This is a genomic window from Haloferula helveola (genome assembly GCF_037076345.1).
GTDB lineage: Bacteria > Verrucomicrobiota > Verrucomicrobiia > Verrucomicrobiales > Akkermansiaceae > Haloferula > Haloferula helveola.
In genome coordinates, this window is the sequence record NZ_AP024702.1 from 3,779,193 (window position 1) to 3,795,649 (window position 16,457).

A 16,457-nucleotide genomic window follows, 5' to 3' on the forward strand; every position below is an offset into this window, starting at 1 on the left:
GTCGTCTGTGGCGGGACGGTGGCGACGGACTAGACGCCCCGGGGGCCGCTTGGCAAGGGGATTCCGGGACAGGGTCGCCAATCCCCGTAGGGGATGATTTTTTTGGGACGCCCGTCCTTGCTCATTCTCAGGCCAATCCGGGCGACTCCGGATAGGACAGCGGCGGAGTCGGGAAAATTTGTGGGAAATCACCCGCGCGACCGATTCGGAATCACTCCGCGGGAGGTCCCGGATGCATCAGGTAGCCGAAGAGATCGCGGACTTGTTCAGGGCTCAGGCCGTTGAGCAGGCCTTCGGGCATCAGGGAGGTCTCGATCACGAGGCGTTTCCCGATCTGACCCCGCTCGAGCGGCACGCGATCGGTCATGGTTTGGATGACGACGGTCTTCGGGGACGACTCCTTCACGACCCCGGTCAGGGTCCGGCCGTCCTTCAGGGTGAAGATCTCCATCCGGTAGTCGGGGGCCAACTCAAATGAGGGATCGATGATGTTGTGGAGGAGGTAGTCGAGGTCGCTCCGGCCGCCGCCGGTGAGGTCGGGGCCGATGTTGCCGCCCTTGCCATGCAGCTTGTGGCAGGAGGCGCAGCGGGCCTCGAACTGCTGCTTGCCGGACTTGAGGGACGCTTCGGCGAGTACGTTCGGAGTGAGGGCGGCGCGGGTTTTCTCGATGAGGTCGGCCTTGGCGGCGTCGGTGGAGCTCGGCGTGCCCCAGAGCTTGTGGAGTTTCTCGGTCAGCACGGGATCGCCGAGGTTCTCGATCTGGCGGGCGTGATAGGCGGTGAGTTGCTTTGCCGGGAGTTTGCCGGACTCGACGGTTGCTAGCAGGGCTTTGGCGAAAACGGGTCGGGCGCTCAGGATTTCCAGGATTTTGTCCTGCTCGGTGGAGTGGAACTTGCCGAGCTTGCGGATGAGGGCCTCGGCGACTTTCGGGTCGTCGAAGCTGGCGAGACCAGAGGCAGCGGTCGTGTTGAGCTGGCGAGTGTCGAGGAGGGAAAGGAGGATCGGCTTGAGGTTGTCCGGATTGGCCCGGATGAGGCCGCGGACGGCGGCGTGGCGGGCTTCGAGGGGCGCTTTCGGATTGCGGGCCACGGCTTCGATTTCGGCGATGGAACGACCGTCGCCGAAGAGCGAGTGGAGTTCGTCGAGTTGGGCCTTGGACGCAGGGGGAACAGTTTCGGTGAAGGTTTTCCAGGAACGCGGGGCTTCGGCGGTGGCCCAGCCGGAGAGGGCTTGGGACATGCCGATGACGATGTCGGCGGAGGCTCCCGGGCGCGAGTGGGCTCGCGCGGTCCGCAGCAGCGCATCGAGCGGGGCCGGGCGGGTGTCGAGATCCTCGGCGAGTCGGCGGGCGATGAACTGGCGGAGCTTGGGCCACTCGCAGGCGGCGAAGATCTCGACGAGGTGGTCGGGGTGGTGGTCGGCGACGGGGATCAGGCCATACCAGACGAGAAGGGGGAGGTTGTGGTCGTCGGCGTCCTCGGCATGCCGGACCAGAGGAACTGCCAGGTTCCTCCGCAAGCGGACCGGCAGGCGCTGCAGGATCGACGCGAGTTCCAAGCGGACCCTAGGTGAGTGGTCTGCCAACCGCGCCATGTGCGGTAGATATTTCTCGGCTTCCTCCACCGTGTTGGGGAGGTCGGTTCTGGTGCAGTCGATCCGGTCAAGCGGCCAGAAATCGGTGGTGAACCTGAGGCTTCTGCTGACCGCGTCAGGTCCGGCGTCAGCCAGCTTTGGTTCGATCCGGGGCATAGGCGCTATCGTTTGATAGATGCGAAGGAACCATGGTTGGATATCTCCGGAATTCTCGTCGTCGTTCCTCTCTTCCAAGGTCAACACATCGAATTTACGATATTCATCGTAGGTAATCATGTAGATCCTGCCGCTGGTCCGGTGGACGCCGGTGTGTTCGTGGCACTCGCCGGTGTCGGACCAGTCGAGGAGGTAAACCTCGCCATGGGGGCCTTCGGTCAGTTCGACGCCCCGGAAGAATGGATCGGGCGTGACGAACAGGTCTTCGGCGTGGCTTGCGACAAATCCGGAGCCCTCCGGCTTGAGGATCTCCTGGTTGATGCGTCGGCCGTGGAGATTGATCGTGAAGAGCCGGCCCCGGTATTCTTCCGGCCAGTTGTTTCCGTGGTAGATCATCATCCCGACATGGGCGTGCCCTCCGCCGAGGTCGTTGGCGGCGCCGTCGCGGGACTGGTGCCATTCGCCCTTGGTGTCGTAGTGCCAATGATCGGCGTGTCCGGAGATCATTTCATAAACGCGCGGATGGGCGGGTCGGGTCATCTTCCTCGCGAGTCGCATCCCGGGCACGACGTGGAAGAGGTGGTCGTTGACGGTGTTGATGATGAACAGGTTGCCGTCCTTGTCCCAGTCGTGTCCCCACGGGTTGGTGGTGCCGGATGCGATGACCTCGAAGGTTCCGCGGAATCGGTGGTAGCGCCACACACCGCCGCGAAGCGGGATGCGCCCGGCGGCCGGTGTACCGGGCTTGCCGACGTCTCCGGGTGCGGAGCCGCCGCAGCGTCCGTAGAGCCAGCCGTCGGGTCCGATCCTCAGGCCGTTGGCGAAATTGTGGTGGTTGTTCTTCGGCACCGTGAAACCGTCGAGAACCACCTCGGACGGTCCGTCCGGCACGGCGTCGCGGTTCTTGTCAGGAATGAAAAGAAGCTGTGGAGGGCACATGACCCACAGGCCTTCCGGCGTCCACTCGAGCGAGGTGAGGTTGATGAGGTCGTCGGTGAAGACGCGGCGCTGATCCGCCTTGCCGTCTCCGCTGGTGTCCTTGAGCAGGATCACCCGGTCGCGGAAGTCGTCGCGCAGGTTCGTGCCGCGGCGTTCGTAGGTGAAATTTTCGGCAACCCACATGCGGCCCTCGAAGTCCCATGAGCAGTCGATGGGGTTTTGCACCGTCGGCTCTGCGGCGAAGACACCGATCCTGAAGCCTTCCGGCATCGGTGTTTTCGCGGCGACTTCTTGGGCCGGCATCGGCGTGCCGGGCCGGGTTTCGGTATTCGTTGGCTCGGGAAACTCGGCAGCGTTGAGAGCGGTGGCGATGAACGGAATGAGGGAACGCACGACCGCTAGGATTACGTCGTTCCGGCCCTGCTTGTCAGGGCGGAACTTGGGGAGAATTTGGAGTGCGGTGGCAGAGCGAGCCTGCGAGTGGCGACACCGCTTTCCGGGGCGGGACGAACGGTGGCGAAGTGCGGTCGGCTGATGCTGCCCGAAAGCGGCGTCGACGCCCCTGCGGGGCTCTGCCACCGCACTCCCAATTACCTCCGGACGTAGCGGAAGCCGGGGAGGGCGCGGACGAGGCGCTTCATTTCGAGCTTCAGGAGGGTGGCGGTGACGGTGGGCGCGGGGAGGCCGGTGGAGTCGATGAGGCGGTCGATGCCGCTCTCGTCGGTGCCGAGGGCGGTCAGGACGGTGGCTTCTTCCGGGGGGAGTTCGGGGAGGTCCGGTTTCTCGGGCTCCGGGGCGGGCTGAAGCCCGCGGTCCATCGGCAACAGGCCGGACAAGTCGTCGATGAGTTCTCCGGCGTCGGTGATGAGCGTAGCTCCCTCGCGGATCAGGCGGTTGCAGCCGGCGGACGTGGGTTTGTCGATGGGGCCGGGCACGGCGTAAACCGGGCGGCCGTATTCACCGGCCAGATTGGCGGTTATGAGTGAGCCTGACCAGACCGGCGATTCGGTGACGAGCAAGGCGCGCGACCATGCCGCGACGATCCGGTTGCGCTGCGGGAAAGTCTGCTTGTCGGGTGGCGTGTGGAGCGGGAATTCGGACACGACGGCGCCGTGGCCGTCGGCGATCCGCTCGGCGAGCGGAAGGTTCTCGGCGGGGAACAGCTTGGCGAGTCCGGAACCGATCACCGCGACCGTGCGTCCGCCTGCCGCGATTGCAGCCTCGTGCGCGGTCGTGTCGATGCCGCGGGCGAGTCCGGAGAGGATGGTGAAACCGGAGCTCGCGAGCTGGAACGACAGTTTTTTGGTACTGTTTTTCCCGTAGATGGAAGATCGACGGGTTCCCACCACGCCGACCGCGTGCCTGTCGCGCTCCTCGATCCGGCCCCAGACGTAGAGCAGGATCGGCGCGTCGAAAGATTCGCGAAGGCCGGGCGGGAACGATTCGTCGTCCGGAGTGAGGATCGAAAGCCCGCGCTCGCGGACCTCGCGGAGCTCGGCGGCGGGATCGGTGTGGGATTCCCAGTCACGCAGAACCTTCGCGGTTTCCGGGCCGATGCCTTCGACACCGAGCAGCTTGTCCTTGGGCGCCGAGAGCACGGCATCGGCCGAGCCGAAACGATCGAGGAGGCGGCGAATCCGGACCGGACCGATCTTCGGCAGGGCGTTGAGGGCAATGAGGGCTTCGAGCATGGGGGGAGGTCAGTTCTCGGGATGATCCCACTGGGAGAGCTGTTCGGGGAACGGGCAATTGTGGCAGTCGGTCACGTCCTCGAGGCAGAAGTCGTGGTAGATCTGCAGCAGGGCCTGATGGTGGGCGGCTTTTCTAAGCCAGGGGCCGGCGGTTTCCTCGGAGCCGAAGAGCCGGATCGCGCACCGCCGGACTTTCTCGTTCTTGGCGCCGGCGGGGAGTTTCCGCAGCTCATCCCAGCCGAATTCCGGGTCCTCGTGGAGGGCGAGGGGAGCTGCGTGGTTGGCGACGAATTCGATCGCCTGCGACTTGCCGAAGAGCGCGACCGGTCGGTCCGAAGCCCGCGACGAGAGGGTGTGCCGGTGCGTCCAGAACGGATCATTGAGCTCGGCGAGGAAAGTCATCACCTTCTTGGGATCGAACGGCCGTCCGAGGGCCCGTTGACGGAAGGCGGGCCAGTTTGCGGCAAGCGCTGCGAGCGCCGCGACTCTGCGATGCGGATGGTTGGCCGGCCGTTGGCCGTGCATTTTCCATGGCAGCGGCTGGCGTGACTCCCAGCGATCGCGGTGCTTCCACCATGTGTCCCAGAGGTTGCGAAGGTAGTCCCGCGTGTCGGGGGGCGCCTTTTCGTGGAGGTCGGGTGACAGGAAACCGGCGACGCCGAACAACAGTGCCGGTATCGCCTCGGTGTTTTCCTTTAGCGCCGCCAAAGGCATCCGCTGGGCGAGCAGTCGCATCGGCAGTGCATTCGCCCGATAGCCGAGGGACTCGGCGACGGATTGGAACAATGCGGCATCGCGACCGTGGGCATCGGTGGTATGAAGAAAGCGCCGTGTCTTGAGAGCGGCCCGGTGCTCGGCGGCCTGCCGGAGCAACGCTTGAACGGACGACTCCGAAAGCCCGGCGAGCGGATGCACGCAGCGTCCGGGGCGTGCGATGGCGACTTCCCGCACCGGGAGCTGGAGCACGGCCTCAAGAGCTTCCGCTGAAAGCCGGACCCGAGGCACGGCCCGGTGCTCGGAGGTGCGGGTGAAGGACGTGACGGGCGAATCGCGGAATACCACGTGAAGCACCACTCCATTGAATGCCGGATCCGCGCCGTGTCCGTGTGCCTCCCAGTCCGCCGGTTCGGTGTCGAGCTCGATCGCGCCCGTGTGGGTCTCGCCATCGATCTCCACGGCCCCATGGAGAAAGTCTGGTCCGGCCCCACGATTCCATTCGCCGAACTGGACGATGCGGACGGAGCGGCCGTCGGAGTCGGTAAACTCGCGACCGAAGGCGCCGGCGAACCAGAGCGCCTGGAGCTCCAGTTCGGTCGGCAGCGGCACGGCCGGAGCCTCCGCAACTCCGCCGCGCGTGGTCGCCAGCAGTTGGGCGTAGGCGCCCATCGGCTCAGCGTGCTTTCGGTTGAACCGGTGGAGGTGGAGGTGGATCGAGGATGTTGAGCCATGCCTCCGTCGCCTTCGATTCGGGAAGGGATGCGTAGGTTGCCTTCGCCACCCGCAAGCCTTGGATCGCGGCGGCGGTGCGTTTGGCCTCGCGGTCCAGCATTGCGACATACAGGTCCATCCGGAGTTTGTCGTAGTCGTCGTCGAAACGAAGTTTCGCGTCGCGGAAGACGGATCCCGCCCTCGACTCCTGGCCGTTGCTTGCGAGGTTCAGCCCGAGCGCTTCGAGCAGTCGGCCGTCTTCCATCCGCGCCGCAGCGGCGCGGAGCTGTTTTTCGCGTTCGGCCTCATCATTGGGCCATCTCAGCATGGAAATCCGGAACGCCCGGAAGAGCCGGTCGTCATCCGCTTTTGTCCCCGAGCCGTCGAGATGGAGAAAGGGCCGGTAGAGAGGGTCGCCGAGCACCACCCCTTGCCATGAGAGCACGGGTATCGACATGTAGGCGGCCTCGACCAGCGTGTAGCCAGCGAGGAGCCGCTCGGCGAACACGTCGAAGTTGTGAGTCATGTGGAGCCACGGCTCGAAGGTGTTTCCGATCGTGGCACAGGCGCCGCGCGCCAGCAGCGGCGCGCACCAATTCTTGCCGGCGTCGCGAAGCTGCCGCGCGCTGAATGAGTGAAGATGAGCCGCAACCGCACCGCGCTTGAACTTGAACCCCGGATTCTTGAACGGACCGCTGACATTGAAGTCATACCAGCCGAGGTAGATGGCGGTATCCTTCAGGGGGAAGTTGATCGGCAAGGTGTCGTTGGAGCGGTCGACAAGTGTCGGAATCCCTTCCCGATCGAGTGCGCGGGCCGCGGTCTGCAACCAGAGATCGCCCTGCGGGATCTTGTTGGCGACATCAATGACCCCGAAACCCCACAGGCCGGTCTTTTCGGTTTCGACCGCGTCCTGGATCATCCGGTGGCAAACGGGAAAGCTGTGGGCATCGATCCGGCCGACCAAAAGGATCGGCATGCCGGCCTTGGTGATCGGGCTGTCCTTTTTGAAGTAGGGATTTGCCAGCGCGCCATCGAGCGAGTGTCCCTCGGAGCCGAGCAGCGCGAGTTCGGAGTCGACCGCGGCCTTGCGCGTCATCATGCCCTGCTGCTGCGTCAACGGGCTGCCGTCGGGATTCACGGGATTCGGGTGCTGGATCCGGCTGGGCACACCGCGCATGCAGACGAGGATCTGGATCCGGGTCTGTTGCATCTGCAGGTCTCCTTCATCGTCGGGTCCTCGCTTCCACCACTGGCGTCGGTCGAACTCAGCGGTCAACGGCCCGCGAATGAGCGTGTCGTATTCCTCGCGACTGATCTCCTCTTTGTCCGGAAGCGCCAGCCCGACGAGGTTTTCCAAGGGAACGTTCCGCGCCTCCGCGTAGGCGATGGCCAGCTTCTTGGATTCGTCGATCTCGCTGTTGTAAACGACCGCGACCGTCGCCGGAGCGGGCGGATCGGAAGCCGCCGCGTGCAGCGGCAGGAGCAGCATGAGAGCCAGCAAGCGGATCATGACCGCATGGGAACCCTTCCGGGCCGAAGATGAAACCTCAAAAACCCGGGATGCGCAGACCGTCGTAGGCGACGCGGATGTTAGGCGGAAGGATCGCCTCGAGGGCGGCGTGGCCGTTCTCATGGCCGAGGTGCGTGAGCCATGCGCGTGACGCGCCGATCGACTCGATCTCGGCGAGCGCCTCGGCGACCGACATGTGCGTCGGGTGCGGGCTCGGGCGGAGGGCATCGACGATGAGGATGTCGATGTTCCGAAGCAGGACGCGCGTGGGGGCGGGGATCTCCTTCACGTCCGGGATGTAGGCGATCGGAGGATGGCCGGGGTGGTCGAAAAGGAAGCCGTGGGTCTCGATCGAGCCGTGCACGACCGGCAGAGGCGTGATCTGGAGGTCTCCGTAGCGAAGGGTGCCGTCGAACTCGATCGGATCGGGTTTCACATACCCGCGGTAGACATTCTCCGGCGAAAACGCCCAAACATACATCCGGCGCAGGATCTCGAGGGTCTGGCCGCTGCCGTGCATCGGCAACGGCGTGTCGCGGCCCCAGCAGAAGGCCCGCAGTTCATCGAAGCCGGCGACGTGGTCGACGTGCGCGTGGGTGTAGAGCACGGCATCGATCCGCTTCAGTCCTTCTCGCAGTGCCTGCTCTCGGAGATCGGGGCCGGAGTCGACGAGGATTTCGATGTCGCCGGCCTGGAGGTGGACCGACGATCTCGTACGGCGGTCGCGGGGGTCTTCGGACGTGCAGACCGGACAGTCGCAGCCGATGACCGGAACCCCGACGGAGGTGCCGGTGCCGAGGAAGGTCAGGTGAAAGGGTTCCGCCATGCGCTTGTCGGCCGCAGGCTTGCACAGGGAGTCACGGTGTCCAAGGCGGGTTGTCGCGGCATCCGGCTTTCCCGGTTGTCAGATCGCCGGGGTGGAGCATGATCCTCGCTATGTCCCAAGCGATCGTCGATCCCGAGGAGTTGCGCCGGTTCGCGGCGGAGCTGAAGCGTTTCAACGAGGATCTTCGCGAGAGGTCGGCGTCGTTGATGGCGCGTTTTTCCTCGCTGGGCGACACGTGGCAGGATCAGGAGCAGGAGAAGTTCGCGGCGGAGTTCGTGCAGACGATGAAAGGGCTGAAGCGGTTCAACGAGGTAGCCGAGCGCCATGCGCCGTACCTGATGCGCAAGGCCGAGCGGATCCAGCAGTATCTCGACCAGAGGTAGGCAGGACACGCTTTGTCACTTGTGGCGGCCCGACGGCCCGTTAGGCTAAGCAATGCGGGGCGACGCTCCTCCGCGAACCCCCGAACGGAACTGTGGCAGACAAGGCGAAAGTCGCATCGATCGAAGCGCTGGAGGACTTCCGGATCGCGCTCCTTCGGTATCGGGAACGGGCCGTCCGCGCGCTGGATGATGTCGGCGGCGAGGTGAAACGGACGCGCGACTGGCTGGCCTACGATCGCAAGCTGGCATGGCAGGCGGAGGTCCGGCGCTGCCAGCGTCGCCTCGAACAGGCCGAGGCGGAACTGATGACCTCGAAGTTCTCGGATCTGAAGGACGATCACTCGGTGCAGCAACTGGCCGTGAAGAAAGCGCGCCGCGCACTTCAGGAAGCCGAGGACAAGCTTCGGGTGACGCAAAAATGGGTGAGGGACTTCGACAGTATCGTCGATCCGGCGGTGCGTCCTCTGGACAGTCTTCGGGAGCGCCTGAGCAACGATTTTCCCAAAGCGGTCAGTTCGTTGGAAGGCATGATCCGGGCCCTCACCGACTACGCGGACGTGATGCCGCCGCCGAAGCGTCCGGATCGGGAAGGAGGCGAACCGTGAGATCGACGGGGATGGCCAAGGGGGCGGTCAATGATGCGACCCGCGAACTGATGGCGCGATGGGAGCGCGTGCGGGAGACGTGGCGTGATGCCAAGGCGGACGAGTTCGGGCGAGAATACCTGTCGGGGCTCGGGGAAGACATCTCGCGTGCGGTGCGGGTGATTGATGAGTTGGAACGTTTGATTTCGAGGGTTCATGCCGACTGCGAGTGATCCATTGGAGCCGGGGCAGGTGCTGGACGAGCTTGCCGCGCTCAAGCGGGCCATCGAGGAAACCGCCCGGCGCGAGGAACAGGTGCGGGGGGCGCATACCACCTGCATCGTAGCGGCCCGCCGGATCGCCCGCGAGCGTGAGGAAAGGGAGCACGAGGAGGAGGAGGCCCGGCGATCCCTGCTGGAGCAGCGCCACGCGGCCGAACGCGAGGTCCTGGAGGCCCGGCACCAGGCTCGCCTGGCGTGGATCGAGGAGCGCTTTCATTCGGCCAGGCAGTCACTGACCGAACGGATCAGCCAGAGCCAGGGAAGTCGTGTGGGCAGGATGCAGGCGGAGATCCTGCGGGTGCAGGAGCAGCGCAAGCACGAGTATGAGCAGGCCAAGCACGAGTTGGTGGCATTGCGCGAGCAAGCCGAGGAGCAGCGGGGGGAAGTGGCCATACTGGCGGCAGGCGCACGCAAGTCGTTGCGGGCGTTCCGTCCGTTCTTCGACCGGAAACTATCCGGCAAGGGGGTGAAGGTCTCCGATCCCGGAGACGGCGACCTGATGGCGGCGGCTTCGGCAGAGGTGGAAAAAGTGAAGGCCCTTCCGCTGGCGAAGTTCTTCCGCTTTGTGCCGCTGACCTTGCTTCTGCTGGTGGCTGTCGGTGCGGTCGCTTGGTTTTCCGGGACGCCTGGGGAAGTGATGGCGTGGCTGCCGATGGCGGGCATTGCCGCCGGGGTGGTGCTCGCACTTTACCTGATCGCGCTTGCCAGCGTTTGGGGGCCGACCATGAGATTGGTCCACGCGTTGCACCAGGTGCGTGTGGCCGGCGCGATGTCGGTGAACTCGATGCGGGACCGTGTGCTGGGCCTGAAGGAGGAGATCGACCGTGAGGCCGAACAGCTGCGTGGCGGGCTGAGCGAGACCCTGAGGGAGACGGACGATTCCGCCCAGGAGCGGATCCGCGAGGGAACCGAGAAGCTCGAACGTCAGGTCGCACGTCTGCCGGAGGTCGAAGAGCGGATTCACCAAAGGCGTGTGGCGGCGCTCGAGGCGGTTCACGCCGGCGAGAATCTCGCGTTCGCTGACGAACTACGGCAAGCATCGGAGAAGCGGGCCGAAGAGCTGGGTGCCGAAACCGGCGAGTCCGATGCGGAAACCGAGAAGGTCATCGCCGCGCTTGCTTCCGAGTGGCCTGAACGGGTCACGCGGCCGGTTGAGGCTTTGACGGCTTTGGCCGAGGATCGCGAGCGGCGTTTTCCGGCATGGTCTGACGATGTTCCCGACAGCTGGGTGCCGCCGGAGGATGCGGAATCGGTAGCACCGTTCGGCAAGCTCCGGATTCCGATGGATGCGCTGGTCGATAAGCGCCCGGAGGACGAACGGTTTCCGCTTCCGGACGAAATCGAAGTGCCGCTGGCCATCGGGCTCCCGGATCATGGTTCACTGCTCCTCGAAGGCGAACCCGCGGACGCGGCTTCAACGATCAACGAGATCGTTCTCCGCCTGCTCGCCACCCATCCGCCCGGCAGGGTCGACTTTACCTTCATCGATGCGGTCGGTCTCGGTCGCGACTTCGCCGGGTTGATGCACCTCGCCGACTACGAGGACCACCTGATCCACGGCCGGATCTGGACCCAGCCGCAACAGATCGAGGAACGTCTGGCGGAGCTCAACGAGCACGTTGAGAAGGTGATCCAGATGTACTTGCGCAACGAGTACGCGACGATCGCCGACTACAACCGCCAGGCCGGAACGATTGCCGAAAAGTACCGGTTCGTCGTGATCGCAGGACTTCCGACCGGTTTCAGCGAAACCGCACTCGGAAGGCTCCGGAGTCTGGCGGCAAGCGGCGCGCGATGCGGTGTCTTTCTCCTCGTCCAGCTCGATGGTCCGCTGCCGGATGCCGCATTGGATGCCGAGCTCCGCCGCAGCTGCCTGTGCCTGAAACAATCGGACGGCCGGTGGCAACTCGACGGGCAACCCGGCGAGGTGACGCTCGACCATGCTCCAGCCGATGCCTTGGCGACCCGGCTGGTCCATCGTTTCGGCAAGGCCAGTGTGGATTCAAACCGGGTCGAGGTGCCGTTCTCGAGCATCGCTCCGCAGGACGGATGGTGGACCGAAGAAACGGGCGACGAACTGCGGGTGCCGATCGGTCGGACCGGTGCGAAGAAGCTGCAGTATCTCGCGATCGGGAAGGGGACCAAGCAGCACGCCCTGATCGCCGGCAAGACAGGGTCGGGCAAGTCGACGCTGTTCCACGTGATGATCACCAACCTCGCGCTGCACTGCAGTCCCGACGAGGTGGAGTTCTACCTCATCGACTTCAAGAAGGGCGTTGAGTTCAAGTGCTACGGCAGCAAGCGCCTGCCTCACGCGCGGGTTGTGGCGATCGAGAGCGACCGCGATTTCGGCCTGAGCGTGCTGCATCGGGTGGACGAGGAATTGCGCCACCGTGGAGAGCTATTCCGCGAGCACGGAGCGCAGGATCTGGCCGGCTACCGGAAGGCATCGGGTGAGATCATGCCGCGCACCCTGCTGATGATCGACGAGTTCCAGGAGTTCTTTACCGAGGACGACGGCATCGCGCAGGAAGCGTCGCTGCTTCTCGACCGGATTATCCGGCAGGGCCGGGCGTTCGGCATCCACTGCATCCTCGGCTCCCAGACCTTGGGCGGGGCCTACACGCTGGCCCGCGCCACGCTCGGCCAGATGGTCATCCGCATCGCTCTGCAGTGCAACGAGGCCGACGCGTATCTGATCATGGACGACGACAATCCGGCGCCGCGCCTCCTCACGCGGCCCGGCGAAGGGATCTACAACGACAACGCGGGTGCGGTCGCGGCGAACAGTCCGTTCCAGACGGTGTGGCTTTCCGAGGACGAACGGAACGAGCGTCTTGATGAGATGACTGCCTTGGCGAAGGAGCGTGGAGTAAAGGTGGCGCCGCCGGTGGTCTTCGAGGGAAATGCTCCGGCCGAGTTGGCCGACAACGACCTGCTTGCCGCGGCGCTCGCCAGTCCTCCCGAAGCGAAGCCCGAATTGGCGAGCGCGTGGCTTGGAGCGCCGAACTCGATCAAGGGTCCGACCACGGCGGGTTTCAAACGTCAGAGCGGATCGAACCTGTTGCTGGTCGGCCAGGGCGAAGAAAGGATCAAGGCGCTGATGGGAGCATCGATTCTCTCGCTTTCGGCCCAGTATCCTCTCGGCACCGCCCGCTTCGTGGTTCTCGATCCCGAGGGGAAAAAGGGCTACCTCGCCGGGTTGCTGAATTCGCTGCCCCATCCGGGCGAGGTTCACGTGCCGGGCTCGGTGGGGGAGGTGGTCGAAGAGCTTTCGCAGCGACTCAAGTCCGACGGTGACGACGAGGTCTTCGTGTTCGTCCGGGACCTGCAGCGCTTCAAGGCGCTGAAACAGGATGACGAGTTCCGCTTTGATTTCGATGCCGACGTCACCGGCAAGGTGGATGCGGCAAAAGCATTTCTCGAACTGGCCAGCGAAGGACCCGGGGTGGGGATCCACCTGATTGCGAGTGTCGATACGTGGGCCAATGTCGGCCGCTGGCTGCCGCGCAAGGCGCTGTCGGACTTCCCGCTGCGCGTGCTTTTCCAAATGAGCGCCAACGACTCGGCCGCGCTGACCGACAGTCCGGCCGCTGGCAAGCTGGGCCTGCACCGGGCCCTTCTGTACGACGAATCGCTGGGTTCGCTGGAGACGTTCCGGCCGTATGCGAAAGCGGCTGCGCCGAGCATCGGAGCAGGGAGGTGACTCGCGTCGCGCTTACTTTTGGTCGCGCATTTGCGCCTTATTGCGGGCTTTTCTGCGGCGCGGCGGCTGGCCTCTTGAGTTCTTGAGAACCCGGGGCATTCTGCCGGGAAAACCGATTCCCGAACGTGAGAAACCCGATACTTCCTCAGGCGCTTGCTGGCGTCTTTTTGGTGCTTCCGTCCGCCGTCCATGCTGCCGATACCGATCTCGACGGACTGGATGACTCCGTGGAGACCAATACCGGTGTCTATGTTTCGCCGACCGACACCGGCACCGATCCGAACGACCCCGACAGCGATGGCGACGGAGCGGGGGACTGGTACGAGGTCGCGACGATCGAAGCGGCTCCGACCGATCCCCAGCCGAATGCTCCGAACGACCCTGCGATCACCACAAACATTCCGTATCCGCTGCCCGCTCCGGATGCCTCCGCCGGCGCCACGGACAAGCCGGTGAAAGTGTATATCCTTTCCGGCCAGTCGAACATGGTCGGGCAGGGATCCATCGGCCCCCTCGGCACGGCCGGGACACTCGAGACGATCACGCGCAACGAGTACAAGTTCCCCAACCTGCTCGATGGCAGCGCCTGGTCCGTCCGCAACGATGTCCGCTACCGCGGAGTCATCGCCGCTACCGGCGACTCCCTGCTGACGCCCGGTCACAACAACGGGACCACCCTGATCGGCCCGGAGATTTCCTTCGGCCATGTGATGGGTTACTTTCACGACGAGCCGGTCCTGGTCATCAAGAGTTCGCAAGGCGGCCGTGCCCTCGGCTGGGATTTCCTGCCGCCCGGCAGCGTCCAGTATACCTACGGTTCGAACACGTTCGCCGGCTATGGCGAGTCGCCCGGAGCGTGGCCCACCGGCACCACTCCCGTCCCGAACGCGTTCTACGGTGGCTACCAGTTCGACGAATGCTTCGTCCGGGAGGCCGATCGGGCCCCGGCGGGTGCTTCGAACCCGGCGGTGACAAACGTGACCGACGTGTTGGACAATTTCGCCACCCACTACACGGATTGGGCGGCGCAGGGCTTCGAGATCGCCGGTTTCGCCTGGTTCCAAGGTTGGAACGACGGCCTCAGCGGTACGGCGGCGTATGCGAACAACTATGAAAAGAACATGGCTCGTTTCATTCGGGAGATCCGCGCCTACTACGAAAGCCGCTATCCGGGTCAGGTCGTGCCCCAGGCACCTTTCGTGATCGCTACCGCGGCCTTCGAAGGATGGGACGAATCTTACCTCAACCAGTACCCGACCCGTCGGGCGGTGATCGATGCTCAGCACGCCGTCAGCACGGACGCGGCGAGCTATCCGGACCTCGCAGGCAACGTGAAGACGATGGAGGCCCGCGGCTTCTGGCGGGACGCGTCCGTTTCCCCGGTTCCCAACGGCAGCCAGGGCTTTCACTACAACCGGCATGCCGAGACCTTCATGCTTGTCGGCGATGCCCTCGGTCGCGGCATGATCGACCTGATCGAGTCCGCCACCCCCGATACCCTCGCTCCCGAGATCACTGGATTGAGCCCGCTCGACAACTCCGTCGATCTGGCAGCGGACATTGATCTGGTGCTCAACTTCAACGAGGCGGTCGCCGCCGGCACGGGCAACATCACGCTCAAGAATCTCACCGATGCCACGCAGTCCACCATCGCGATCACCGATGGCAGCCAGGTTTTCTTCAACGGTTCGTTTCTGACGATCAACCCGACCGCGGATCTCCTCGGAGGCAAGAGTTATGCGGTCCGGATCGATCCGGGTGCGGTTGAGGATCTGTCAGAGAATCCCTTTGCCGGAATCAGCGACGACGTGACCTGGAACTTCACGACGGTGCCGCCCGACCTCACTGCGCCGACCATTTCTGCCCTGAGCCCGGCCGACGATTCCACGGGTGCGGCGGTCGGTTCCAACCTCATCGTGACCTTCGATGAGCCTGTGGTGCTCGGCAGCGGAAACATTACGATCCGGAATCTGAGCAACTCGACGGAGACGGTCATTCCGGTCACGGATGCGGCGAAGGTCGCCCTCGAAGACACGGTCATGACGATCGACCCTTCGGCAAACCTCCCGGGAAACTCGAACCTCGCCGTCCGGATCGATGCCGGGGTGGTGATGGATCCGTCCGGCAACCTGTTCGCGGGGATCACCGATGATGTGACCTGGAACTTTGCCACCGCCGCGCCTCCGACGAGCGCCGAGATCTCGATCGTCAGCGAAGCCGAGGGCTTCCTCGGTTCGGACAAGACCAAGGTTGCCACCACCCACAACGGAACCACCCTGTTGGATTACAACGCCTCGGGTGTCGACAAACTGGTGGTCGCGATCGGCTTCGAGTCGGGGTTCAACAACAACACCGCTACGGTGACCGGGGTGGAGTTCAATGACGTCCCGCTCACCGAGGCGGTTCAGGAGAACGCCCGGACGAACACGAGTTACGACGGAGGCACCGCGGCGATCTTCTATCTCGACGAACCGTTTCAGGGCACCGCCACCTTCACGGTGAGCGTCACGACATCGGGGGGCAGTCCCAATGGCGGTTGGGTTTCGGTCATCGGACTGTCGGGTACGGAATCCGGCTTCGGCGATACCGGGGCGAACTGGTTCACCCAAGCCTCGTCGGGCAATGTTTCCACCAGCCTCACGACCACGGCGGATGACTCTCTGGTGATCGCGATGGTTGAGAACTCCGGACGGCAGAACGGTGCCGGAACCCCGACCGCGGTCTCGCCGCTCATCCTGAGCAACAACGGCACCTGGGGAAGCCAGTGGGGGGGCGGCGCCTCGGGTTACCAGTTCGTGCCAACCGGCGGCACGACGGTCACACCGACCTTCAACACCAATGCGGGCGGCAACATCCATGTCGTTGCCGCCGAGTTCAAGGTGTCGACGGTTCCTCCCAATGCCTATGAGATCTGGTCCGCGCTTTATCCCACCGCGAATCCCGATCCGTCTCTCGATTTCGATGGCGGCGGCCTGGCGAACGCCATCGAGTGGGTGGTTGGTGGCGATCCGACCCAAGGTGGCGACGACAGCGCCCACCTTCCCGCGATCGACGCCGCCAGCGATCCGGACGGCAAGTTCCTGTTCACCTACCGGCGGAGGGACGATGCGAATGCGGATCCGAACACGACCATCGCGGTGGAGTTCGGGAGCACCCTGTCGGGTTGGACGACCGCCATTCACGAGGGGCCCGGCCCGCAGCAAATCACGATTACCGAAGTGCCGGGCACACCGGGATTCACCGATGTCACCGTAGCCCTGCCGTCCGGCCTCGCCTCAAACGGCCGGCTTTTCGCCCGGCTGATGGTCGAGGTCGCGACTCCCTAACATCCGAACGATCCGGTCGCCGGAACTCCC

At 64.5% G+C, this 16,457-nt stretch carries 10 protein-coding genes; 5 read left to right on the top strand and 5 right to left on the bottom strand.

The window, feature by feature from the left end:
* Window positions 1–211 precede the first annotated feature (211 nt).
* The 5 genes from HAHE_RS14215 to HAHE_RS14235 all read right to left on the bottom strand — a co-directional run bounded on the left by HAHE_RS14215 (window position 212) and on the right by HAHE_RS14235 (window position 8,147).
* Window positions 212–3,082, bottom strand: coding sequence for a PVC-type heme-binding CxxCH protein (locus tag HAHE_RS14215; RefSeq protein WP_338685344.1), 2,871 nt, complete (start codon window positions 3,080–3,082; stop codon window positions 212–214).
* Between the two features lie 197 nt (window positions 3,083–3,279).
* Window positions 3,280–4,380: a DNA-processing protein DprA gene (gene dprA / locus HAHE_RS14220; RefSeq protein WP_338685345.1), complete on the bottom strand. Its 1,101-nt coding sequence runs from the start codon at window positions 4,378–4,380 to the stop codon at window positions 3,280–3,282.
* Window positions 4,381–4,389: 9 nt separating this feature from the next.
* Entirely contained in the window at window positions 4,390–5,766 is a 1,377-nt protein-coding gene (locus HAHE_RS14225) for a DUF2851 family protein (RefSeq protein ID WP_338685347.1), read from the bottom strand.
* A 4-nt stretch (window positions 5,767–5,770) separates the two neighbouring features.
* Window positions 5,771–7,321, bottom strand: a complete 1,551-nt coding sequence (locus tag HAHE_RS14230; RefSeq protein WP_338685348.1) for a TIGR03790 family protein — start codon at window positions 7,319–7,321, stop codon at window positions 5,771–5,773.
* A 37-nt stretch (window positions 7,322–7,358) separates the two neighbouring features.
* The gene (locus HAHE_RS14235; RefSeq protein ID WP_338685350.1) at window positions 7,359–8,147 is read right to left on the bottom strand and encodes an MBL fold metallo-hydrolase; all 789 of its coding nucleotides are present in this window, start codon (window positions 8,145–8,147) and stop codon (window positions 7,359–7,361) included.
* A 110-nt stretch (window positions 8,148–8,257) separates the two neighbouring features.
* On the opposite strand from HAHE_RS14235, the gene HAHE_RS14240 reads away from it, so the two are divergent.
* The 5 genes from HAHE_RS14240 (at window position 8,258) to HAHE_RS14260 (ending at window position 16,427) form a co-directional block, all read left to right on the top strand.
* Entirely contained in the window at window positions 8,258–8,530 is a 273-nt protein-coding gene (locus HAHE_RS14240) for a WXG100 family type VII secretion target (RefSeq protein ID WP_338685352.1), read from the top strand.
* 92 nt (window positions 8,531–8,622) lie between these two features.
* Window positions 8,623–9,135, top strand: a complete 513-nt coding sequence (locus tag HAHE_RS14245; RefSeq protein ID WP_338685354.1) for a hypothetical protein — start codon at window positions 8,623–8,625, stop codon at window positions 9,133–9,135.
* Window positions 9,132–9,347 carry a hypothetical protein gene (locus tag HAHE_RS14250; RefSeq protein WP_338685356.1) on the top strand — a complete coding sequence of 72 codons (216 nt, stop codon included), beginning with the start codon at window positions 9,132–9,134 and terminating at the stop codon, window positions 9,345–9,347. Before HAHE_RS14245 ends, HAHE_RS14250 begins: the two co-directional genes overlap by 4 nt.
* Window positions 9,331–13,101 carry an FtsK/SpoIIIE domain-containing protein gene (locus HAHE_RS14255; protein ID WP_338685357.1) on the top strand — a complete coding sequence of 1,257 codons (3,771 nt, stop codon included), beginning with the start codon at window positions 9,331–9,333 and terminating at the stop codon, window positions 13,099–13,101. The genes HAHE_RS14250 and HAHE_RS14255 overlap by 17 nt, the downstream gene beginning before the upstream one ends.
* A gap of 125 nt (window positions 13,102–13,226) precedes the next feature.
* Window positions 13,227–16,427: an Ig-like domain-containing protein gene (locus HAHE_RS14260; protein ID WP_338685358.1), complete on the top strand. Its 3,201-nt coding sequence runs from the start codon at window positions 13,227–13,229 to the stop codon at window positions 16,425–16,427.
* Window positions 16,428–16,457 lie beyond the last annotated feature (30 nt).